Consider the following 21744-nt stretch of genomic DNA (forward strand, 5'->3'; position numbering starts at 1 on the left):
AACTTTACCCCTTTTAACATCTTTCTTAATGAATCTTTTTATTTTGTCTTCATAGGAAAAAAGTAAGGCAGGCAATTTAATAAATATATCACAATACCTGTTGTTTACAGATTTCATATCAATTTTTAAATGATAATTATCGCTTTGAGATTCATAGGAACCATAACCTGTCATACTTTTCATAAAATCACCTACTACTTAACAACTATATTATAAATTTTTCCAGGTACAAAAATTTCTTTAATAACTTTCTTATCTTTTATATTTTTAGCATAAGCTTCATTTTTCATTGCAATTTCACGAGCTTGGTCCACATTAGCATCTTTAGAAACTTCGATTGTGAATCTTAGCTTTCCGTTAAATTGTACGGGCATCTCAACTATATTATCAATAGTTTTTTCTTCATCATAAACTGGCCATGAAGATTCGTTTAAATATCCGCCTAAATTATTTTGTTCCCACAATTCTTCAGTAATATGTGGAGCAACTGGGTTTAATAGCATAAGAAATGTCCTAAAATCAGCTTTAGTTATATTTTTATTAGCTACAAATTCATTCAATAAACTCATAAGAGCTGCAATAGCAGTATTAGCCTTTAAATTTTCATAATCATAGGATACTTTTTTGATTGTCTTATGAATTAATTTTTCTAAACTTTCAGAATATTTATCTCCATCAACTAAAATATCTGATAAGTTCCAAACTCTATCCAAAAACCTTCTGCAACCACGCACACCTGTTTCCATCCAAGGTACAGGTTTTTCGAAATCTCCAATAAACATTTCATAAGTTCTCAGGGTATCTGCACCATAATCATGAACAATATCATCAGGATTAACAACATTACCACGAGATTTGCTCATTTTTTCGTTATTTTCTCCTAAAATCATACCATGAGATGTTCTTTTTACATAAGGTTCTTTTGTTGGAACAACGCCAATGTCATATAAAAATTTATGCCAAAATCTAGAGTATAGTAAATGAAGTGTTGTATGTTCCATACCACCATTATACCAATCTACAGGGGTCCAATAATTTAGAGCATCTTTTGAAGCCAAAGCATCTTTATTGTGAGGATCTGCATATCTTAAGAAATACCAAGATGAACCTGCCCATTGAGGCATTGTATCTGTTTCTCTATGTGCGTGGCAACCACATTTAGGACAAGTAGTTTCTACAAATTCTTTAATATTTGCTAAAGGTGATTCTCCATCGTCTGTTGGCTCATAATTTTCAACTTCTGGTAAAAGCAATGGAAGTTGGTCTTCAGGTACAGGTACAAAACCACATTTTGGACAATGTACTATAGGTATTGGTTCTCCCCAATATCTTTGTCTAGAAAAAACCCAATCCCTTAATTTAAAATTAATTTTTTTATTTCCTAAATTCTTTTCTAGCAAATATTTAATCATTTTTTCCTTGGCATCTTTTACTTCAAGACCATTTAAAAATTCTGAGTTTACTAATTTACCATTATTTGTATCTGTGTAGGCTTCTTTTGATATATCTCCGCCTTTAATAACTTCTACAATATCTAATCCAAATTTCTTAGCAAAATCATAATCTCTTGTATCATGAGCAGGAACAGCCATAATTGCTCCAGTACCGTAAGACATTAAAACATAATCTGAAATCCAAACAGGAATTTCTTTTTTACTTATTGGATTTATTGCTTTTAATCCCTTAATTTCAACACCAGTTTTATCCTTAGCAAGTTCTGTTCTTTCAAAATCAGATTTTTTTGCAACTTCTTCTTTATAGGCATTAATTTCATCAAGGTTTATAATACAATCCTTATATTTTTCAAGTAAAGGATGTTCAGGTGCAATTACCATGTAAGTTGCACCAAATATTGTATCTGGTCTAGTAGTAAAAACTTCAAGTTTTTCATCAGAATCTTTGATGGGGAAAAGTATACTTGCCCCTTCACTTCTTCCAATCCAATTTTTTTGTTGAGTCTTTACCCTTTCAATGTAATCCACATCGTCAAGATCATCAATAAGTCTATCTGCATAGGCAGTAATTTTAAGCATCCATTGACTTTTTACACGTCTTACCACTTCTGTGTTACATCTTTCACATTTACCGCCAATAACTTCTTCATTTGCTAAGCCAGTTTTACATGATGGACACCAGTTTATTGGACTTTCCTTTTTGTATGCTAAGCCATGTTTATATAATTGTAAAAATATCCATTGGGTCCATTTATAATATTCAGGATCAGTTGTATTAATTTCTCTTGACCAATCAAAGGAAAAGCCTATTGATTTAAGCTGTTCTTTAAAATGTTTAATGTTTTGTTTTGTTACAATTGCTGGATGAATTTTATTTTTTATAGCATAATTTTCCGTTGGTAGTCCAAAAGCATCCCATCCCATAGGAAATAAAACATTATATCCTTGATAACGTCTTTTTCTCGCAACTATATCAAGTGCTGTGTAAGGGCGAGGATGACCAACATGAAGTCCTTGACCTGAAGGATAAGGAAATTCAACTAAAAGATATATTTTTTCCCTATCATCATCATTTAAAGCCTTATATGTTTGGTGTTCATCCCAATAATCTTGCCATTTTTTTTCAATAACTTCTGGTTTATAATCTTTCATCTATTCTCCTTAATAATTAGCATTCCCTACTGTTCTTGGAAATGGTATAACATCTCTAATATTTTTCATTCCTGTAATATACATAACGGCTCTTTCAAATCCAAGTCCATATCCTGAGTGAATACATGTACCAAATCTTCTCAAATCAAGATACCAATCATATTCATCCATATTCATATTTAAATCTTTCATTTTCTTTTCTAAGATTTCAATTCTATGTTCTCTTTGAGAACCACCTATTATTTCTCCAACCCCAGGAACAAGTAAATCCATAGCTGCTACTGTCTTCTTATCATCGTTTTCTGTCATATAAAAAGCTTTTATTTCCTTTGGGTAATTTGTTACAAAAACTGGTTTTTTGAAAACTTCTTCTGTGATATATCTTTCGTGTTCAGTTTGTAAGTCTATTCCCCATTTAACTGGGAATTTAAATTCTTTATTTGCCTTTTCTAATATTTCAATGGCTTGAGTATAAGTAATTCTTTCAAATTCATTTGAAACCACATTGTCAAGTCGTGCTAAAAGGTCTTTATCAATAAACTTATTAAAGAATTTCATTTCCTCTTTGGCATTTTCAAGCACATATCTGATGATATATTTTAGCATAGCTTCTGCCACATCCATGTTAACATTTAAGTCTGCAAATGCCATTTCAGGCTCTATCATCCAAAATTCTGCTGCATGCCTTGGTGTATTAGAATTTTCTGCTCTAAATGTTGGTCCAAAAGTATAAACATTGCCAAAAGCAAGAGCAAAAGCTTCATCTTCTAATTGACCTGAAACAGTTAAGTTAGTTTCTTTACCAAAAAAGTCTTTTTTGTAATCTACTTTTCCTTCATCATTTTTAGGTATATCTTCTAAAGGTAATGTTGTTACTTGAAACATTTCTCCAGCACCTTCTGCATCAGAAGCAGTTATAATTGGTGCATGAAAATAAACGAAACCTCTTTCTTGGAAAAACTTATGAATTGCATAAGCAATTAATGATCTGACCCTAAATACTGCATTAAAAGTATTTGTACGTGGGCGAAGATGACTTACTGTTCTAAGATATTCCATTGTGTGTCTTTTCTTTTGTAGAGGATAAGTATTATCTGCAGCGCCTATAAGTTTAATTTCCTTAGCCTGAAGTTCAAATGACTGATTAGCCCCAGGGGATTCTACTAATTTTCCTTTAATTATAAGAGAAGAGCTCAATGTATATTTTTCAATTTCAGAAAAATTTCCAAGCTCCTTTCCATATACGACTTGTAATGAATTAAAATTAGTGCCATCAGTAAGCTCAATAAAACCAAAATTTTTTGAACCTCTGTTAGTTTTAATCCATCCACAAATTTCAATCTCTTTGTCTATATAATTTTCTGTATTTTTAAATATTTCTCTGATACTAATCATAGACCCTCCATAATTATCTTATAATATTTTAGTATATGATTATCTTTCACTTTTGTCAAATATTAGAACATTATTTTGGCTTAAAATAATAAAAAGCTGACTTCAGTAATTTTGAAATCAGCATGTTTTTTATTTTAATATATTATTTAATTCATCAAGTTTTTCCCTAGCAATATTCATGGCTTTTTGTAAATCGTCTTTCTTTGTCATATCAACACCAGCTCTTTTTAAAATTTCAAGGGGATAAGCACTGTTTCCTGCTTTTAAGAAGTCTAGGTAATTAATTGTATCTTTTTTACTTCCATGGAGAATATTATTAGATAAAGTTACTGCACTTGAAAACCCTGTGGCATATTGATATACATAATAGAACATATAAAAATGAGGAATTCTTGTCCACTCACAAGAAATGTACTCATCTACTTTTATATCTTTTCCATAATATTTAATATTTAAGTCTTTATATATTTCATCTAATATTTGTCCATTTATAGGTTTTGACTGACCAACTAAAAGATTTGCTTTATGTTCAAATTCTGCAAACATTGCTTGCCTAAAAATAGTAGACTTAAAAGAATTAACATAATGATTTAAAAGATATGCTTTTTCCTTTTTATTTTCAGTATTATCCAACATATAATTTAAAAGAAGAAGTTCATTAGTGGTGGAAGCAATTTCTGCAAGAAAAATTGAATATGAACTATAAATATAAGGTTGTGATGTATTTGTATAATAAGAATGCATTGAATGACCTAATTCATGGACTGTCGTAAATAAGGAATCAAGAGTATTGTTGTAATTTAGAAGTATATAAGGCTCAGTATCATATGAACCGGAAGAATAAGCTCCCGACCTCTTACCTTCATTTGGGCATACATCAAACCATCTTGACTCGAAACCACGCCTTGCATTATTAACATAATCATTACCAAGGGGCTTTAATGCTTCAAGAATAATTTCTTTTGCTTCTTCGAAAGAATATTTTAAATTATAATCAGATACTAATGGCATATAAATATCGTAAAAAGCTAAATCATTTAAATTTAAAATTTCTTTTCTAAGAGAAATATAGCCTTTATTTATATCCAAATTGTCATTAATTACATCAATAAGATTATCATAAACATCTTCTGAAATATTATTAGTAAAAAGTGCCATTTGCCTACTTGATTCAAAATTTCTAAGTTTTGCTTGTGTGTAGTGATTTATAAGCTCTCCATTTAATAATCTAGCAGATGTTTCTTGGAATTGTTTATAGGTGGAATAGAACTTTTCATAGACTTCTTTTCTAAAATTTCTATCCTTATCTTCTTGCAAATGCGTAAAATTAGCATTTGTAATTTCAATTTTCTTATCACCTTTCAAAACATATGGAAACTTCAAGTCTGCATTAGTAAAAAGCATATAAGTATTTTCTGGAACTTTACCTAATTTATTATAGGAAGCTATAATTTTTTCTTCCTTATCAGAGAGTATATGATTTTTATTTCTGAATAAATCTTTGAAATAATGCTTGTAAATTTTTAAATTTTCTTTCTCTTCTAAGTATTTTTCAATAAGTTTATAATCTTCTTTAAGTATCTGCGACTTTACAAAAGATAACTTTCCTATAAATTCAGAATATAAATTCATAGCCTCTTGTTTTAATTCTTGATTTGCTGTTTCTCTTGTATTTTCGTCAGATTTTAAAGAAGCATAAACATAAAGCTTTTCTAACTTTCTTTCAACCTTTTCATCTAATTTTAAAAATTCTTCTAGACTTTTTGCTGATTGACAGATTTTTCCATTAAATTTACAAAGCTTTTCAATACCTTTTTTTATTTCTTCATAATCTTTTTTAAATTCATTGAGATTTTTATAAATTTTTTCTAAATCCCACTTATATTTTTCGTCAATATCATATCTTAACATAACAATCTCCTAAAATTATTTCATTAATCCATATCTTACACTAAGGTTTCCGTACAAAATACAAAGAATAGATATTATAATAAATGCACAAATATTAATAAGAACTTTATTTTTTGGCATTTTTTTATTTAAAACAGGAAAGATTCCTGAACAAAGATACCCACCTAATAAGCCTCCAAAATGACCCAATACCCCAATAGAAGGGTTAAGAAAAGAATAAAAAATGTTAACGACAATTATAAATAAAAAACTTTTGCCAAAAGAGCTTAAAACTTTATCATCTTTATATCTAATCATTAAGCCAATTGCAAGACCAAAAAGACCATATAAAGAAGTTGATGCTCCAGCACTAATTGTGTAGGGATTACTAAAGGCATAAGAAACAAAATTTCCCATTAATCCACAGGCAATATAAATAATTAAATATCTTAATGAACCATAAAGGTTTTCAAAAATTGAGCCTACAATATAGAGAAAATACATATTCATTAATAGATGTGCAAAGCCTATATGAATAAAAATAGGACAAATTAATCTCCACCACTGACCTTGGTAGACTAAAATTTTATTCATGGCATTAAATTTAACAAGAACATCTATATTTTGACTTCCACCACAAAGAGTCATTATCAGAAAAACTATAATATTTATAGTTATTAGACTTAAGCTAACCTTTGATATTTTAAACATTTTATTAAAAAGTGATTGGATTTTATATTTTAAAGTCATACAACAAATTCCCTCTTAAGTCAGCTTTACCAATTCCAACAAAGTTACAAATTCCACTATCAATTAACTCATTTGCTTCATATAAGTTATTTATCCCAAGAGCCATAACAATGTAAAAGTTTGTTTTTTCTCTAGCTGTTTGTGGTGAATATATCTTATTATTTAATTCCATTAAAAATTATCTTTTTCCTTTCTTAGTTTTATAAATTCTTCTAAACTTTTTGCCATCATAAAGGGATTAATTTTCTTTTCTTGACCAATAGTAGATGGCAAAGTTATTTGACCTCTTTTATTTTTCTTAAGAACTTCCTCATAAGACCTAATTACTTGCTCAGTGTTCATAATTGATTTTACAAATTTTAAGTTTGAAAGTCCATACTCATGGCCGGCATAAACTTTAATATTATCATCAAGGTTAGCAAATTTTTTCATAGATTCGTAGCTTTTTTTATAATCACCGGTAAAAACTCTGCCACAACCTGCTAAAAAGAGTGCATCTCCACAAAATAAGTTATCACCCATTAGATAAGAAATATGATAATCAGTATGTCCAGATGTTTCTATTACCTTAAAATTCTCACCCATTAATTGAAAATTATCATTATCTTTTAATGTAATATCGTTTAAATCACGAGTTTCAACGGGACCATAGACTTTAATATCAGGATATTTTTTATTTATTTCAATAACTCCACCAACATGATCGTCATGTTTGTGAGTTAGTAGTATAGCAATCGGCTCTTTGTCCTTTATAAAATCTAAAACAGGTTGAGCTTGACCTGTATCAACAAAAATAAGCTTATTATTTTTTATTATAGTCCAAATGTAATTATCTGAAAATGCGGATATTGCTTTTATTTCCATAAGAGCCTCCAAAATAAAATTGTTGTGTTACTTCTACCCATTAAAGAAACTTTTTAATAATTTATTAATAATAGTGATTTTAAAAGTTTCTTCTAACCACCTATAAATATAATTATAACGGCTTTAAAATCTTTTTTGTTAACAAAAAAGCCTTAGCATCAAGCTAAGACAAAATTAATAAAAAATGGAGCTAACGGGGGGATTTGAACCCCCGACCTCTACATTACCAATGTAGTGCTCTACCTACTGAGCTACGATAGCAATGAAGTTATTATACATTATTTATTTATAAATATCAATTAAGAAAATTGATGAAATTCAAATTTTGCAGTCAATATTTTATAAGCTTATTTTGTTGTATAAATAATAAAGCCTAAAAATACACCTATAAATATTATTGTTGTTATTACTTTAAAATAATTTAAAGTATATCCATTTAAATACTCATCCAGTTTATTTGCCAACTTTCTGAAATAAGTAGATAAGAAAATTAGAAGTATTGTTAAAATGACTTTTAAAAAATCAATATAAAAACTTCTGCTATAAATTAATTCCATAATTGAGGGATCTGTAGGAAAATTATTATGGAAAAAACCTTTAACAATTTGACCTATAAATTGAGGAGCAAAAAATATAAAAGGCAAATATAAAATATTGTGTAAAAGTCTGCATATTGTATACCAGTTTTCCACAAGCTTTTTATTATCTGATATTTTTTCTATATATAGATAAATTTTCTTATCTAAATTTATAAAATAATTCATAATATCCTCCTGATTGGTATATAAATTATTTACCCTTATCTATATTTTCTAATTTTTTAATTTGGTCGGCTGCTGTTAATGCATCTATTAATTCATCAAGTTCTCCGTCATTAATAGAATCAATCTGATGGGTAGTATAATTTATTCTGTGGTCTGTAACTCTTCCTTGTGGATAATTATAGGTTCTTATACGTTCTGACCTATCTCCTGTTCCTACTTGTGAAAGTCTTTGAGCGGAATTTTTCTCATTTTGTTCTTGAATTTTTAAATCATAAAGTTTAGCCCTTAAAAGTTTCATGGCTTTTTCTTTATTCATTAACTGTGACTTTTCATCTTGACATGATATTACAATTCCTGTAGGAATATGGGTAAGTCTTACAGCAGAGTCAGTAGTGTTTACGCATTGACCCCCATTACCTGATGCTCTAAAAACATCAAATTTTATTTCTGTTGGGTCAATTTCAACTTCAACATCTTCAACTTCAGGCAATACTGCAACTGTTGCTGTTGAAGTATGAATTCTTCCACCACTTTCAGTTTCGGGAACTCTTTGCACTCTATGAACTCCAGATTCATATTTTAATCTAGAGTATGCTCCCCTACCTATTATCATAAATACAACTTCTTTGTAACCACCAATTCCAATTTCATTTGTGGATATAATATCTACTTTCCATCCGCATCTTTCAGCGTATCTAACATATTGTCTAAATAAGGTACCAGCAAATAATGCAGCTTCATCCCCACCAGCTCCAGCTCTAATTTCAACCATAACATTTTTCTTGTCATTAGGGTCTTTTGGAATCAATAATATTTTTAAATCTTCTTCAATTTTTTCTAAGTTTTTTTCGTTAGTAGAAATATCATCTTTAACTAAATCTTTCATATCATCATCTAATTTTTCTGCTAACAATGCCTTAGAATCATTTAAATTCTCCTTAGTTTTTTTATATTCCCTATATTTACTTACTATGGGTTGAAGTTCTGCATGCTCAATGGCTGTCTTTTGATATAAGCTTGAATTATTAATAACATTTATATCCATCAAACTTTTTTCAAGTTCATTATATCTATCTTCAAATACAGATAATTTTTCGTACATATTAACACCTTCTTTTACCTACAGCTACTCTGTAATATCCCTGTAGGTCTTTTTTAAAATATATATTAAAATCTTTACTCATTAAATTTTCAATTGAATCTTTTTGGTCGTAACCAATTTCAAATATGAGAAAACCATTATCATTCAAATAATTTGTTGATTGTTTTATTATTTTTTTGTAAAATTCAAGTCCACTCTCTCCACCATCTAGGGCGCTGATGGGTTCAAAATTTTTAACTTCATCCTGTAAATTTTTAATTTCACCTGTTTTTATATAGGGTGGATTTGAATATATTATATCAAATTTTCCTTCGACATTTTCAAATAAATTGCTCTTGAATACTTGGACCTTAGCCCCTAAATTTTTAATATTAGTTTTAGTATTTTCTATAGCTAAGTCAGAAATATCAAGACAGCTACAATTTATATTAGTCAATAAATTTACCATTATTGTAACTATGCCACTACCACAACCAATTTCCAAAAAACTTTTACACTTGTTTTTTTTAATAATATCTGTAATTACTTCCACAGAAATTTCTGTTTCTTTTCTGGGTATAAGAACTCCTCTATTTATCTTAAATTTCTTACCCATGAAATAAGTTTCTTCAAGTATATATTGGAGAGGTTGTCCAGATTGTCGCATTTTTAGGATTCGGAAAAATTTTTCTTCATCTTTAGGGTCAAGTTCCAAATCTAAATAGGCATAAATAAATGAAATATCTTTTTCTAATATTAGTGAAAGAATAAGTCGTGATTCATAAAGAGGGTCTGTAAATTTTCTTTCGTTAAGATATACAATGGCTTTAGATAGGGCTTCTTTAATTTTCATATTTGTATTAAAAAAGGCTAGCGCCTGCTAACCTCTTAATTATTCCTCTTATATTTTTTGTTGAATTTTTCAATTCTTCCACCAGTATCAGTAAATTTTTGTTTACCAGTAAAGAATGGATGACATTCTGAGCAAACTTCAACTTTAAGATTTTCTTTTACAGAACCAGTTTTAAAAGTGTTACCACAAGCACATGTTACTGTTGCTTCTTTGTATTCTGGGTGAATTTCTTTTTTCATTTCTAAGCCCCCTATCTATTAACGATTGTGTATTATATCATATGAACGTTTGAAATTCAAATAAATTACCTTAGTATTATATAATAATTTTACAAAAAATACAAGTCTAAGATAAATTCTTAATTATTTTTGAATCCCTAACAAAAGTTTTATTATTTATTGTTTTTGTCATTTCATCAAGTAAGACTTCCGTAACTTCATTTGATGAATTATAGGACATAGCATTTCTTATATTAAATGCAAAATTAAGTTCATCTTGATTTAGTAAAAGTTCTTCTTTTCTAGTTCCAGACTTGTAAATATCTATTGCAGGGAAAATTCTTTTTTCTGACAATTTTCTATCTAGATGAAGTTCCATATTGCCAGTTCCTTTAAATTCTTCAAAAATAATATCATCCATGCGTGATCCTGTTTCAACTAAAGCTGTTGCAAGTATGGTTAGAGAACCTCCCTCTTCAATATTTCTAGCGGCTCCAAAAAATCTTTTTGGCTTGTGTAAAGATAAGGGATCAAGACCACCTGATAATGTTTTTCCTGACGATGGAGTTATCAAATTATAAGCTCTTGAAAGTCTTGTTAATGAATCTAAAAGTATAACAACATCTTTTCCTTGTTCAACTAATCTTTTTGCCCTATCAAGCACCATTTCCGCAACTCTTGTGTGATTTTTAGGAGTTTCATCAAAAGTCGAATAAACGACTTGTCCCTTAACAGATCTTTGCATATCTGTGACCTCTTCAGGTCTTTCATCTATTAACAAAACAAATAATTCTATTTCAGGATAATTTTTTTCTATAGACTTAGCTATTTTTTTTAATAATGTTGTTTTACCTGATTTTGGTGGAGAAACAATAAGACCTCTCTGCCCTTTACCTACTGGGCAAATCAAATCAATAACTCTTGTTGCAATGTCTTTAGGATCAAACTCCATTTTTATTTTTTCTCTTGGATAGATTGGTGTCAAATTTTCAAAATATGGTCTATTTGTAGCAAGATTCGGTTTTTTGTCATTAACTTCATTGATATAAATTAAACCATTATAAGATTCTCCATCTTTTGAGGGTCTTACAATACCAAGAATTTTATCTCCATTTCTAAGTCTAAATCTTCTAATTTGAGATGGGGAAACATAAATATCGCCTTCCGATGGTAAAAAGTTACTAACTCTCAAAAAACCATATCCATCTTGATGAAGTTCTAGAATACCACATACATACTTAGCGTCATCCATCTTGCCAACAGCCTCAGTCGCATTATTAGAGATTTCATCTAATTCAATACCGAATTTTTTAGCATGAGATTCTTCAATTTTATCTATTTCATCTTCTAGTTCATTATCTTCTATATCTTCTTCAAAATTTTCATCTGGAGTATAAAGTTCTTTATCCTTATCATCTTGGTCTTCAGAATAAATATCATCTTTATATTCTAAATTTTCTTCATATTTTTCTTCAATAACTTTAATTAATTGGTCTTTTTTATATAAGTATGGTTTTGATATGTTAAGTTCTTTTGCAATCTCTCTTAATTCAACTGTTGTTTTGCTAGTTAAATCTGAATCAGTATCAAGATCTGAATTTTTATATTTTTCAACAATAAGCTCAATTAAAGGTTCTTTTTTATATTTATATGATGAAGCTATATCTAGCTCATTTGCAATTTCTCTCAAATCTTTGATACTAAGATTTATTAGATCTTTTTTTGTATAAGACTTAATTTTAGGCTTAGTTCCGTAAACAATATAATTATAATAGTCAGTGCGGTTAAAAGATTCGTCATCCTTTAACCCCATTGACAAAGCAATATTTTTTAAATCATTTATTGGTTTATTTTTTAAGGTAATTGAATTTTTGTTTTCATTCGCCATAAAATTCCACTCTATTTTGCATAATCAGGTTTTAAATCTAGTCTATGAGTTGATTTAATAAATCTTTGAGTACCACTTGGTAATCTTAATACCAAAGATTCAGTTGTAGCAATATTATTTTCATAATATTTTACTCCATCTAATATTTCACCCTTGGAAATTCCTGTTACAGAAAAAATAACTTCATTTCCCTTAACCAAATCATCTATTTCATAAACCTTATTTAAATCAGAATGCAAATCTTTACATCTTGCCTCTTGTTTTTCATCAGTTGGATGAAGTCTGCCTTGGAAATCTCCGCCTAAACATTTTAACGCAGCAGCAGCGATTACTCCTTCTGGGGCACCACCTCTACCCATAATTAAATCTACACCTGATTCTTCAAAACAACATTCAATAGCAGTAACAATATCACCATCAGAAACTTTTTTGATTCTTGCTCCTAATTTTCTAATTTCTTTGATAATTTTTTCGTGTCTTGGTCTATCAAGAATCGCCACTGTGATTTCATCAATATTTTTATTTAATTTTTCAGCAACTCTTTTGATATTTTCGGTTGGAGAATCATCAAGTTTTATTGCCCCCTTTGCCTTAGGTCCGCAAGCTATTTTATCCATATATATATCGGGTGCATTTAGAAGACATCCTTTTGGAGCAACTGCAAGAACTGCAATAGAATTTGTGCCACCAGCAGCTACAGAATTTGTGCCATCAATTGGGTCAACAGCAATATCTACTTGTTCTTCACCACTTTTTGTGCCAATCTTTTCGCCTATGTATAGCATAGGTGCTTCGTCAATTTCTCCTTCTCCTATAACAACAGTTCCGTCAATTTCAACTGTATCAAACATTCTTCTCATTGCATCAACTGCTGCTCCGTCGGCACCATTTTTATCGCCTTTTCCAAGCCATTTGCCGGCACTTAAAGCTGCAGCTTCTGTAACTCTTGCTAAATTAAGTGCTAAATTTCTATCCATTTTTACTCTCCTTTTTTATATACTTTATTATAATCTTCTTTAAATTTAGTAATACCTTTATCTGTTAAATCATGTACTATCATTTCTTTAAAAATTTTATATGGAACAGTAGAGATATCTGCTCCAACTAATGCTGCTTTTTTAACATGGTCGACTGATCTAATACTAGCAGCAATTATTTGTGTAGTAATTTGATGTTCTTTAAATATTGTTGCAATATCCCTTATTAAAGAAATACCATCTTGTCCAATATCATCTAGCCTGCCAACAAAAGGGCTTACAAATGAAGCTCCGCTTCTTGCAGCTAAAAGTGCTTGACTTGCAGAAAATACAAGAGTTATATTAACCCTTATTTTTTCTTTAGAAAGAATAGAGCACGCCTTAAGTCCTTCTTCAGTAATGGGTATTTTTATTACAACATTTTTACCCAGCTTAGAAAGATCTCTCGCCTCTTCTATCATAGCTTTATAATCATCACTATTAACCTCTAATGATACAGGTCCTTGAACAATAGATAATATTTCCTTATACACTTCTTTTACAATACCACCATTTTTTGCAATAAGGGATGGATTAGTCGTAACTCCGTCCACCACACCCCAAGAATTAATCTCTCTTATTTCTTCTAAATTTGCAGTATCAATAAATAATTTCAACTTTATTTCTCCTTTTCAATTAAAGCAACTGCTTGTGCCGATATTCCTAATTCCTTACCGACATAACCTAAGCCTTCAGTTGTTGTAGCCTTAATAGATATGTTTTCTATTTGTGTATTTAAAATTTCAGCAATAACTTTTCTCATACTATCAATATATGGTGCAAGTTTAGGTTTTTGTGCTGAAACTATACAATCTATATTTATAATTTTATAATTTTCTTCTACCATTAAATCATAAACTTTAGAAAGTAAAATTTTTGAGTCTATATTTTTAAATTTATTGTCAGTGTCTGGGAAATGGTATCCTATATCTCTTTTTGCCATAGCGCCTAATATAGAATCCATTATAGCGTGTATAAGAACATCAGCATCAGAATGACCCAAAAGTCCAAGTTTATGAGGTATTTTAATACCACCAATAATTAAATCTCTATCATTTACTAATTTATGAACATCAAAACCGAGTCCTACTCTCATAAATCCTTCTTTCTTAAAATTGCTTTTGCAAAAATTAAATCTTCTTTTGTTGTAATCTTTATATTATCATATGAATTGTCAATCAGTTTAATTTTTCTGCCAGTTTTTTCAACAAGTGAACAGTCATCAGTTCCATAATATCCCTCGCTGTAGGCTTGCTTATAAGCACTTTTTAAAACATCAGCCAAAAAAACTTGAGGAGTTTGGACTTGCCATAAAAGTGCCCTATTAGGTGTATAATCAGCATTTTTACCATCGTATGAAAACTTTATAGTGTCCTTGACTTTATTTGCTAAGGTGCAAGCCCCAGTTTCAAAAACGCTCTCTATTGCCTGATCAATTTTTTCCACACATACAAAAGGTCTGGCACCATCATGGGTTAGGATTATATCTGTTGACTTTGGCATATTCATTAAACCATTATTTATGGAGTCTTGCCTTTCATTTCCTCCATAGCATATCTTGTAATTCGTATTGATTTTGTATTTTGAAATTATTTGGCTTAAATAATTTAAATCGGAGCTTTTTATAATAAGCAAAATGAAATCAACGTATTTTGAAGCTTCTATTTTTTTTATAGTATGAGCTAAAATCGGAACTCCTTCAATAGACAAAAATTGTTTATTAATTGGAGCATTCATTCTTTTTCCCATTCCGGCAGCAGCTATAAAGGCTGTTACAAAATTACCATTAATCATAAATACCTCACTGATCAAAATCAATATTATCAAGAGCAAATTTTATTAATTTTCTAGCTATTGGTGCTGCTACTTCTCCACCATAATCTGAAACATTTGGAATTACAACGGCAATGGCAATCTTAGGGTCATTTGCAGGAGCAAAACCAACAAACCAAGCATTATTTGTTCCTTCTTGAATATTTAGTTGGGCCGTACCTGTTTTTCCTGCGACTTGATAACCCTTTACATAGGCTTCTGTACCAGTACCATTATTAACAACATTAACCATCATATTTTTAATAATGTTAGCATTTTCTTTAGAAGTACATTCTGATAATACTTCAGGATTATTTATTAAAATATTTTTACCATCGCTGCCATTTATAGCCTTAACTAAATGAGGTTTCATCATAACTCCATCATTTGCAATGGCAGAAGTTATCATACACATTTCAAGAGGTGTTACCAGTATATTATCGTGGCCTATACCTGCAGATCCTAGAGCTGTTTTATCAAAACCCTGGCGATTATAATCCCATGTTGAAGTTTCTAAAGGCAAGTCAAAGTCAACCTTTTTATTAATCATAAATTTTTGACAAACATTTGAATATATATCCAAACCTACATCAACAGTTTTTCTTACAAAGTAAGTATTAACTGAATGTGTAAAAGCTGTTTTTAAATTAATCCTTCCATATGCTTTTCCAGTTGAATTTTTAAACTCACGACCATTATCAATTTTTTCTGTACCCTTATCATTATAGTTTTGGCTGATACCTGATTCAAGAATAGCATCAGCACTTACAATTTTAAAAACAGAACCAGGTGCAAATTTTCCTAATGTTGAATTGTTAAACAAAGCTCCGTTGTTATTTTTATTTATTTGTGCCATATCTTGAGCAATATTTTGAGAGTTAAAATCTGGAAGTGAAACCATGGATAATATTTCACCGTTTTTTGGATTCATTATTACAACTGAACCTTTTTCATTATTTTCCCCTAATACTGACCTTGTTTTCTTTTGAAGCTCTGTGTTTGTTGTAAGTATTAAAGAATCGCCCATATTTAAATCTAATTTTTTATTGAAAATTGACTTAAAGGTTTTTAATAATTTAGACCCTTCTTTTCCGAGAAGGTAACTATTGTATTCTTTTTCAATGCCATATTTTGAAACAATTTTATTTGAATATCCCACAATATGAGAGTATATTACAGGGTAATTGTAAACTCTTTGATATTGAAATTTTTCGCCCGTAGAATAAGCTAAGACATTACCATCTCTATCATAAATATTTCCTCTTTTTACTGCATTTTCAGCCATCATAGGTCTTTTGTTGGCAGGATTTTTTATAGCATCTTGAGCTTTAAAAATTGTAAAATATGTTAAATATAAAATTGGTGCTAATAAAAGAATTATTAAAAAAATTAAAAGCACGAGTATTCTTTTATTTTCACTTGCTTTCATTATTTGAACTCCTAGAATATAAATAAGAAATATCTTCTCCGGTAAACTGCAAAATACCCAAAGCTACAAAACTAGAAATCATAGCACTACCTCCATATGATACAAAGGGCAAGGTTAAACCTGTCATTGGTATTAATTTTATAACCCCTCCTATATTTAAAAAAGCATGAATGGCAAAAAGTATTGCTACTGCCAATGCTAAAATTCTATAGAATATAAATTCTTGATTAAGGGCAATTTTTACGGCTCTATATATTAAGAGCATAAATAGCATAATTATACCTATTCCCATAAATACACCCATTTCTTCACATATAACCGAAAAAATAAAATCTGATTCATTAACGCCAACTAGAGATGGATAACCTAAACCAATTCCAGAACCAAAGAATCCTCCCTCACCTATGGCAAACAAAGCTTCTGTTACCTGACCTGCTCTTCCTTTTATAGCTCCAAGTGGGCTTAACCAAATAGTTACCCTTGTTCTTACATGTGAAAATAAGAAATAGGATACAATAGCCCCAAAAATCATAAGGCAAATATTAACTATAAGTGAAGTTCTATCTTTATCATATACGAATTGCAAGCAAGTATAAATGCCCATAAATACAACTGCAGTACCTAAATCTTTTTGAAGGAACAAAAATCCTATAAATACATACATGACAATCATCAAATAATATGATGAATGTTTAAAACCATTTCTTTCCAATTTATCTTGAAATTTTGTATAAAAAGATGCAATTAAAAACATTACAAGTATTTTTGTTATTTCCGATAGTTGGATTGAAAACGCATCATTGCCAAATACAATCCAGTTTTTTGAACCATGTAATTCCTTACCAAAAATTAATGTTAAAAGAAAAAATAAAATTGAAAAGCCTAAATAAAGAGTTGTTAAATTTTCAAGTCGTCTCATTACCCTAATAACAAAGTATGTTAAGTAAAAAGTTAAAATACCTATAAGAGCCCACACTAATTGTCTTAACCCTAAAGTTGGTGATATTCTATATATAGTTACAATACCTATAGTCATAAGCATTGATACTATTAAAAATATATAATTATCTCCAGTAGAAACCCTACTTAAAACTAAATTTGAAATGTATATAATTAAAACTAAACCAACAAATAAAATTGCAATATACCTATCTATATGTTTATTATTATAAAAGAATAATAGAAATATAGATAAGAGTTCAAAAATAAGAAGAAGATTTCCTGGTCTTCTATTTTTAAGCAAAAAATTTATCATATTTCACCTTTTTACCTATTTTCAACAAATATAAATTGAATAAACCCAACACCTATTTTGTCGCCATTTTGAAGCTCGATCAAAGTTCCAGCATCAACTTTTTCTCCATTTAAATAGGTTCCATTAGCTGAATTTAAATCTTCTAAATAAAAAATTTCATTTCTTTCAGTTATATTCAGATGATTTTTACTCACAAATTTATCTTTAATAACTATATCATTTTTAGATGACCTTCCTAAAGTTACACTACCACCTAATAAATAATACTCCTGCATTTTGAAAGAAAGTGAATCTAGTCTATTCACAACTTTTAAATAAGAATTCTCAAGGGACGTGCCTCTTGTACCCATTTGCCTAATATCAAGATACATCAGTCTTAAAATACTGAAAATAAAAAGATAAATAATAATTATAAATACGTATTTCAAAACTTGTGAAATTAATTCAAACATATTCCAACTCCTAATAAAACTAACTATATTATATACTTTTTAGGCAATTATTACCATTTTTAAATTATTTAAGTGAATTTTAACCATTCTGATTATATTTAATTTTTACATAATTTTCAAGACTTATGACTATTCTTAGTTTTTTTAATCTTAATTTTCTGTTAAACTAATATATAGTTATGATTATTAATAAAATTACTTATAAAAAAAATGAATTTATAGTTGAATTTAATAATGGCAAAAGCGTAAGTATTGTTGAGGATAGTCTGGTTAAATTTAATTTATATAAGGGACTTGAAGTTTCTGATGACTTCGATAATAGTTTATATGAACAAGACCAACTTACTCGAGCCTTTATTTTAGCCTGCAGATATCTTTCTAATATAAAAAGTTCTAAGCAGATTAAAGATTATTTATATAGAAAAAAATATCTAATGATAACATAGAAAAAACAATTGATTTACTCACAGAAAAAGGATTTTTAGATGACTATTCTTACGCTGTATCCTATATACATGACGCTCAAATATTAAAAAAGCATGGAAGTAAAAAAATCAAATATAGCCTATTTGAAAAGGGAATATCAAAAAATATCATTGAAAAAGCATCTGCTGAAATTGATGATGAACTTGAATACAATAATGCTCATGAGTTATTTTTAAAAAAAGCTAATAATGATTATTCTTTTGAAAATCTAAATAAGGTTATTAGATTTTTATTAGCTAGAGGATTTGATTATTCTATTATCAAGGAAGTTATAAATTATGAAAAAGAACGATAGCTATTATTTATATATTTTAGAGTGTGCAGATAAAAGTTTATACACTGGGATTACAAATAATCTAGAAAAAAGACTTGAAAAGCATAATAAGGGATTAGCATCTAAATATACTAGAGCTCGCCTACCAGTAAAGTTTTTATATACCTATAAACTTAAAGATAAATCTCAGGCTTTAAAATATGAAATATTAGTTAAAAATCAATCTAGAGCTAAAAAGCTTAAAATTATTGGCGGGCAGATAGACATAACAAGTCTAATGAAAGAAAAAGAGAAATGACTATCTTCTGTCATTTCTCCTATATCTATTTTTGCTTGATGAACAGATGCCAATTATCAAAGCAAATATCAAAGATATCAAGCCTGATGAAACTCCTGTCACAAAAATAATTAAATTATCTAGACTAGATTTTTCAAATAATTTATCTGTAACTAAAAATATTGAAAACATACCAATAAAAAATAGTACCAAACCTGGAATATATTTTACAAACTTTAATTCTTTAGCCATAAAATTTGCTATAAAAGTAAATATTACTCCTAAAATTATTGTCCCTATAGTAAGTGCTAAATAATCACTGTTTGATATAATCAGTTCTTTAATTTGTCCCACTTCACACCTCTTAATTTTTTCTAGTTATTTCTTTTTGCCATAATTTCGAATATCTACCCATTGACCATTGACTCATAATGACACTTGTGTCTTGACCAATCTCTCTTTCAAAAATAGCATTAGAAATTATATTTCCATTTCCTATATTATATATCTTTAACATTGTATTTTCCAATGTAATTAAATATTTATTATCTGGAGAAATAAAAGCATCTTTTATTTTAGAATTAAATTTCTTTAAATCAGTCATAGGAATATTTAAAACATTATACTTATTTATTGAATTAGGCAAAACAATATTTAAGTCAAAATCCTTAATAAAATCTCCATTAGATGCGTTATTTCTTCCTATCAACTTCCAATAACCATTTTCTCTATATATTCCAATATTATCATTATCTTTTAATTTATCATTAGTTTCTTTTGTTAATTCTTTATTGTCATCAGAACTAATAAAATAAGCAATTTGTAGAGGCTCTTTCTTTTCAATGTTATTAATGTCATATATCCTTAATTTTCTTAAATTTTTTTCAACGCTTATATTTTCAATATTAATAATATCTTCAGAAATAAAATTTATATTTTTTAAAATATTATTGTCTTCAATTTGATAGATTTTTTCCTTTGCTTGCCTATCATTTAGAGGATCTACTCTTTTTTTAATCAAAAGATTATCAGAAATTTCATCTTTTTTTGAAACTCTTTGAATTTCAACTTGATAAAAGCCATCTTTTCTAGGTAATAAAATATTTGGACTTTCATAGACATTTTCTACTCCTTCAGGAGAAAACTTAATATATAAAGTTTTATAGTTGAAAGATGGTAGTTTTGATTGATTTGGTTCTTTAAGACCAAGCATTAAACCAATGTCAGCTTTATCGCTTAAATTTTCAATAGTTAGTCCTGAGCTATCCTCCCTATTTCTACTTATATCAACTTTTAGCTGATCTTCAGTTAAATCATCATCTGTTTTAGAGATTTGAAAGATGAAGTTGTTTCTTATAATAAAGGCAGTATCATCTGAAACCTTTATAATTTCATAATTAGTAAAATCTTTTTGTTTTAAAGAAATAGCAAAAGCATCTTTATTTTCAATATTTAAATTTTTATAGTTTAGATTATATTTTTTATATAAATATTCATCAACATTAACCCTTTTTGTCCTATAAGAAGGATTAATAATGTAATCACCACTAACCATAGCTTCATCACTAGCGAAAAGAACATCACTACCAATAATATCTTTATATTGAAAATTATCATCATTTGTCTTGTAGGTATTAATATATTTACTTATAGTCCATTTTCCGTAAATAGGAGGCTTTGCCACCTCGGGAGTCTGAATACTTGTACGATCAGTATTGATAATTGAACAAGCACTTAAGAGGAGTAAAATAAAAATTAAAAATAACTTTTTCATTCTGCTTTTTCCTCCTTAATTATTGGTATAGTAATTTTCACAGTTGTTCCTATATTTAATTCAGAAAAATATCAAGGCTTCCGTTGTGCAATTTAACTATTTCATCAGATATGGAAAGTCCAAGTCCTGAGTGACTCTTAGAATGTTTGCCCTTATAGAATTTTTCCTTAACATGTTCTAAATCTTTTTTGTTCATGCCACAACCATTATCAGAAACAAGAATTACAAAGTTGTTATTCTCATCAAATGATTGAACCTTTACCCAACCATTTTCTGAAGTGAATTTTATCGCATTATCTACAATATTGATTAATAACTGTTTAATTCTATTTTCATCACCTATTGTTACACATGGAGTTTCTAAAAGTTCAGTTTGAAAATCAATTTTATTTGAATTGGCTCTAGGCTTCATTTGTTTACAAACATCTCTGACTGTTTGTCCAATATCAAATAATTCTTTTTCTAAAGACATTCTGCCTGAAATAAACCTTGAAAAATCAAGGAGTTCCTCAACCATTTTTGATAATCTATCACTCTCATTTTCGATTATAGTTAAGCCTTCTGACATAATATCTTCCTGACCTTTAGAATCTTTTAAAACTACAGCCCAACCCTTTATTGAAGTCAATGGAGTTCTCAACTCATGAGATATGGAAGAAA

The 21744-nt window shown here is 28.8% G+C and carries 24 protein-coding genes, 1 tRNA gene and 1 pseudogene; 3 read left to right on the forward strand and 23 right to left on the reverse strand.

Going from position 1 to position 21744, the window contains the following annotated elements; translation table 11 throughout:
* The 20 genes from HMPREF9131_RS06095 to HMPREF9131_RS06190 all read right to left on the reverse strand — a co-directional run.
* Positions 1-183: YicC/YloC family endoribonuclease (locus HMPREF9131_RS06095; protein ID WP_009346008.1), on the reverse strand; the 183-nt coding region annotated here is incomplete at its 3' end.
* Positions 184-194: 11 nt separating this feature from the next.
* Positions 195-2606 (reverse strand): leucine--tRNA ligase, encoded by a 2412-nt coding sequence (leuS, locus tag HMPREF9131_RS06100; RefSeq protein WP_009345990.1) that lies wholly within the window; start codon positions 2604-2606, stop codon positions 195-197.
* Positions 2607-2615: 9 nt separating this feature from the next.
* A complete protein-coding gene (gene asnS, locus HMPREF9131_RS06105; RefSeq protein WP_009346002.1) occupies positions 2616-4001 on the reverse strand; it encodes an asparagine--tRNA ligase in 1386 nt (461 codons plus the stop codon).
* 129 nt (positions 4002-4130) lie between these two features.
* Entirely contained in the window at positions 4131-5912 is a 1782-nt protein-coding gene (gene pepF / locus HMPREF9131_RS06110; RefSeq protein ID WP_009346003.1) for an oligoendopeptidase F, read from the reverse strand.
* 15 nt (positions 5913-5927) lie between these two features.
* Positions 5928-6641: a rhomboid family intramembrane serine protease gene (locus tag HMPREF9131_RS06115; protein WP_009345997.1), complete on the reverse strand. Its 714-nt coding sequence runs from the start codon at positions 6639-6641 to the stop codon at positions 5928-5930.
* Complete coding sequence (locus tag HMPREF9131_RS06120; protein WP_009345992.1) at positions 6625-6813, reverse strand: hypothetical protein; 189 nt, start codon at positions 6811-6813, stop codon at positions 6625-6627. The genes HMPREF9131_RS06115 and HMPREF9131_RS06120 overlap by 17 nt, the downstream gene beginning before the upstream one ends.
* The gene (gene gloB / locus HMPREF9131_RS06125) at positions 6813-7505 is read right to left on the reverse strand and encodes a hydroxyacylglutathione hydrolase (protein ID WP_009345996.1); all 693 of its coding nucleotides are present in this window, start codon (positions 7503-7505) and stop codon (positions 6813-6815) included. The genes HMPREF9131_RS06120 and gloB overlap by 1 nt, the downstream gene beginning before the upstream one ends.
* Before the next feature lie 185 nt (positions 7506-7690).
* Positions 7691-7766: transfer RNA gene (locus HMPREF9131_RS06130), tRNA-Thr, on the reverse strand.
* A gap of 86 nt (positions 7767-7852) precedes the next feature.
* Complete coding sequence (locus tag HMPREF9131_RS06135; protein ID WP_009346007.1) at positions 7853-8269, reverse strand: hypothetical protein; 417 nt, start codon at positions 8267-8269, stop codon at positions 7853-7855.
* Positions 8270-8294: 25 nt separating this feature from the next.
* Positions 8295-9371: a peptide chain release factor 1 gene (gene prfA / locus HMPREF9131_RS06140; RefSeq protein WP_009346004.1), complete on the reverse strand. Its 1077-nt coding sequence runs from the start codon at positions 9369-9371 to the stop codon at positions 8295-8297.
* Between the two features lies 1 nt (position 9372).
* A complete protein-coding gene (prmC, locus tag HMPREF9131_RS06145; RefSeq protein ID WP_009346000.1) occupies positions 9373-10203 on the reverse strand; it encodes a peptide chain release factor N(5)-glutamine methyltransferase in 831 nt (276 codons plus the stop codon).
* A 35-nt stretch (positions 10204-10238) separates the two neighbouring features.
* Positions 10239-10442 (reverse strand): 50S ribosomal protein L31, encoded by a 204-nt coding sequence (gene rpmE, locus HMPREF9131_RS06150; RefSeq protein WP_004824084.1) that lies wholly within the window; start codon positions 10440-10442, stop codon positions 10239-10241.
* Between the two features lie 106 nt (positions 10443-10548).
* A complete protein-coding gene (rho, locus tag HMPREF9131_RS06155; RefSeq protein ID WP_009345994.1) occupies positions 10549-12309 on the reverse strand; it encodes a transcription termination factor Rho in 1761 nt (586 codons plus the stop codon).
* 11 nt (positions 12310-12320) lie between these two features.
* Positions 12321-13286 carry a class II fructose-bisphosphatase gene (glpX, locus tag HMPREF9131_RS06160; RefSeq protein WP_009346006.1) on the reverse strand — a complete coding sequence of 322 codons (966 nt, stop codon included), beginning with the start codon at positions 13284-13286 and terminating at the stop codon, positions 12321-12323.
* 2 nt (positions 13287-13288) lie between these two features.
* The gene (gene fsa, locus HMPREF9131_RS06165) at positions 13289-13942 is read right to left on the reverse strand and encodes a fructose-6-phosphate aldolase (RefSeq protein ID WP_004824061.1); all 654 of its coding nucleotides are present in this window, start codon (positions 13940-13942) and stop codon (positions 13289-13291) included.
* 2 nt (positions 13943-13944) lie between these two features.
* Positions 13945-14421 carry a 2-C-methyl-D-erythritol 2,4-cyclodiphosphate synthase gene (gene ispF, locus HMPREF9131_RS06170; RefSeq protein ID WP_009345993.1) on the reverse strand — a complete coding sequence of 159 codons (477 nt, stop codon included), beginning with the start codon at positions 14419-14421 and terminating at the stop codon, positions 13945-13947.
* A complete protein-coding gene (gene ispD, locus HMPREF9131_RS06175) occupies positions 14418-15119 on the reverse strand; it encodes a 2-C-methyl-D-erythritol 4-phosphate cytidylyltransferase (protein WP_009345998.1) in 702 nt (233 codons plus the stop codon). The genes ispF and ispD overlap by 4 nt, the downstream gene beginning before the upstream one ends.
* Before the next feature lie 7 nt (positions 15120-15126).
* Complete coding sequence (locus tag HMPREF9131_RS06180) at positions 15127-16566, reverse strand: penicillin-binding protein 2 (protein WP_009345999.1); 1440 nt, start codon at positions 16564-16566, stop codon at positions 15127-15129.
* On the reverse strand, positions 16553-17821 hold the full coding sequence (locus HMPREF9131_RS06185) for an FtsW/RodA/SpoVE family cell cycle protein (RefSeq protein WP_004824159.1): 1269 nt from the start codon (positions 17819-17821) through the stop codon (positions 16553-16555). Before HMPREF9131_RS06185 ends, HMPREF9131_RS06180 begins: the two co-directional genes overlap by 14 nt.
* An 11-nt stretch (positions 17822-17832) precedes the next feature.
* Positions 17833-18273: an FHA domain-containing protein gene (locus HMPREF9131_RS06190; RefSeq protein WP_009346005.1), complete on the reverse strand. Its 441-nt coding sequence runs from the start codon at positions 18271-18273 to the stop codon at positions 17833-17835.
* A 179-nt stretch (positions 18274-18452) separates the two neighbouring features.
* Here HMPREF9131_RS06190 and HMPREF9131_RS08755 point away from each other — a divergent pair, with 179 nt between their 5' ends.
* The 3 genes from HMPREF9131_RS08755 to HMPREF9131_RS06200 are packed head-to-tail and all read left to right on the forward strand — an operon-like array spanning position 18453 to position 19331.
* Positions 18453-18719 carry a hypothetical protein gene (locus HMPREF9131_RS08755; RefSeq protein WP_232202595.1) on the forward strand — a complete coding sequence of 89 codons (267 nt, stop codon included), beginning with the start codon at positions 18453-18455 and terminating at the stop codon, positions 18717-18719.
* Between the two features lie 8 nt (positions 18720-18727).
* Positions 18728-19054 carry a regulatory protein RecX gene (locus HMPREF9131_RS08760; protein WP_232202596.1) on the forward strand — a complete coding sequence of 109 codons (327 nt, stop codon included), beginning with the start codon at positions 18728-18730 and terminating at the stop codon, positions 19052-19054.
* Entirely contained in the window at positions 19038-19331 is a 294-nt protein-coding gene (locus HMPREF9131_RS06200; RefSeq protein ID WP_009345995.1) for a GIY-YIG nuclease family protein, read from the forward strand. The genes HMPREF9131_RS08760 and HMPREF9131_RS06200 overlap by 17 nt, the downstream gene beginning before the upstream one ends.
* On the opposite strand, the gene HMPREF9131_RS06205 is transcribed toward HMPREF9131_RS06200, so the two are convergent.
* The 3 genes and pseudogenes from HMPREF9131_RS06205 to HMPREF9131_RS06215 form a co-directional block, all read right to left on the reverse strand.
* Positions 19332-19664 (reverse strand): hypothetical protein, encoded by a 333-nt coding sequence (locus HMPREF9131_RS06205; RefSeq protein WP_004824092.1) that lies wholly within the window; start codon positions 19662-19664, stop codon positions 19332-19334.
* Positions 19665-19674: 10 nt separating this feature from the next.
* Complete coding sequence (locus HMPREF9131_RS06210; RefSeq protein ID WP_009346001.1) at positions 19675-21084, reverse strand: hypothetical protein; 1410 nt, start codon at positions 21082-21084, stop codon at positions 19675-19677.
* Positions 21081-21744: pseudogene (locus HMPREF9131_RS06215) on the reverse strand (sensor histidine kinase); the annotation flags it as partial. The gene HMPREF9131_RS06210 and the pseudogene HMPREF9131_RS06215, both read right to left, overlap by 4 nt.

The sequence above is a fragment of the Peptoniphilus sp. oral taxon 836 str. F0141 genome (assembly GCF_000179335.1).
GTDB lineage: Bacteria > Bacillota > Clostridia > Tissierellales > Peptoniphilaceae > Peptoniphilus_A > Peptoniphilus_A lacrimalis.

Coding starts and splice junctions, on each gene's coding strand:
- HMPREF9131_RS06120 (WP_009345992.1), bottom strand. CDS start 6,813: ATGGAATTAAATAATAAGATATATTCACCACAAACAGCTAGAGAAAAA.
- rpmE (WP_004824084.1), bottom strand. CDS start 10,442: ATGAAAAAAGAAATTCACCCAGAATACAAAGAAGCAACAGTAACATGT.
- HMPREF9131_RS06180 (WP_009345999.1), bottom strand. CDS start 16,566: ATGAAAGCAAGTGAAAATAAAAGAATACTCGTGCTTTTAATTTTTTTA.
- HMPREF9131_RS06115 (WP_009345997.1), bottom strand. CDS start 6,641: ATGACTTTAAAATATAAAATCCAATCACTTTTTAATAAAATGTTTAAA.
- prfA (WP_009346004.1), bottom strand. CDS start 9,371: ATGTACGAAAAATTATCTGTATTTGAAGATAGATATAATGAACTTGAA.
- glpX (WP_009346006.1), bottom strand. CDS start 13,286: ATGGATAGAAATTTAGCACTTAATTTAGCAAGAGTTACAGAAGCTGCA.
- HMPREF9131_RS06190 (WP_009346005.1), bottom strand. CDS start 18,273: ATGTTTGAATTAATTTCACAAGTTTTGAAATACGTATTTATAATTATT.
- prmC (WP_009346000.1), bottom strand. CDS start 10,203: ATGAAAATTAAAGAAGCCCTATCTAAAGCCATTGTATATCTTAACGAA.
- HMPREF9131_RS06185 (WP_004824159.1), bottom strand. CDS start 17,821: ATGATAAATTTTTTGCTTAAAAATAGAAGACCAGGAAATCTTCTTCTT.
- HMPREF9131_RS08755 (WP_232202595.1), top strand. CDS start 18,453: ATGATTATTAATAAAATTACTTATAAAAAAAATGAATTTATAGTTGAA.
- HMPREF9131_RS06135 (WP_009346007.1), bottom strand. CDS start 8,269: ATGAATTATTTTATAAATTTAGATAAGAAAATTTATCTATATATAGAA.
- leuS (WP_009345990.1), bottom strand. CDS start 2,606: ATGAAAGATTATAAACCAGAAGTTATTGAAAAAAAATGGCAAGATTAT.
- ispD (WP_009345998.1), bottom strand. CDS start 15,119: ATGATTAATGGTAATTTTGTAACAGCCTTTATAGCTGCTGCCGGAATG.
- HMPREF9131_RS06200 (WP_009345995.1), top strand. CDS start 19,038: ATGAAAAAGAACGATAGCTATTATTTATATATTTTAGAGTGTGCAGAT.
- HMPREF9131_RS06210 (WP_009346001.1), bottom strand. CDS start 21,084: ATGAAAAAGTTATTTTTAATTTTTATTTTACTCCTCTTAAGTGCTTGT.
- pepF (WP_009346003.1), bottom strand. CDS start 5,912: ATGTTAAGATATGATATTGACGAAAAATATAAGTGGGATTTAGAAAAA.
- rho (WP_009345994.1), bottom strand. CDS start 12,309: ATGGCGAATGAAAACAAAAATTCAATTACCTTAAAAAATAAACCAATA.
- ispF (WP_009345993.1), bottom strand. CDS start 14,421: ATGAGAGTAGGACTCGGTTTTGATGTTCATAAATTAGTAAATGATAGA.
- asnS (WP_009346002.1), bottom strand. CDS start 4,001: ATGATTAGTATCAGAGAAATATTTAAAAATACAGAAAATTATATAGAC.
- gloB (WP_009345996.1), bottom strand. CDS start 7,505: ATGGAAATAAAAGCAATATCCGCATTTTCAGATAATTACATTTGGACT.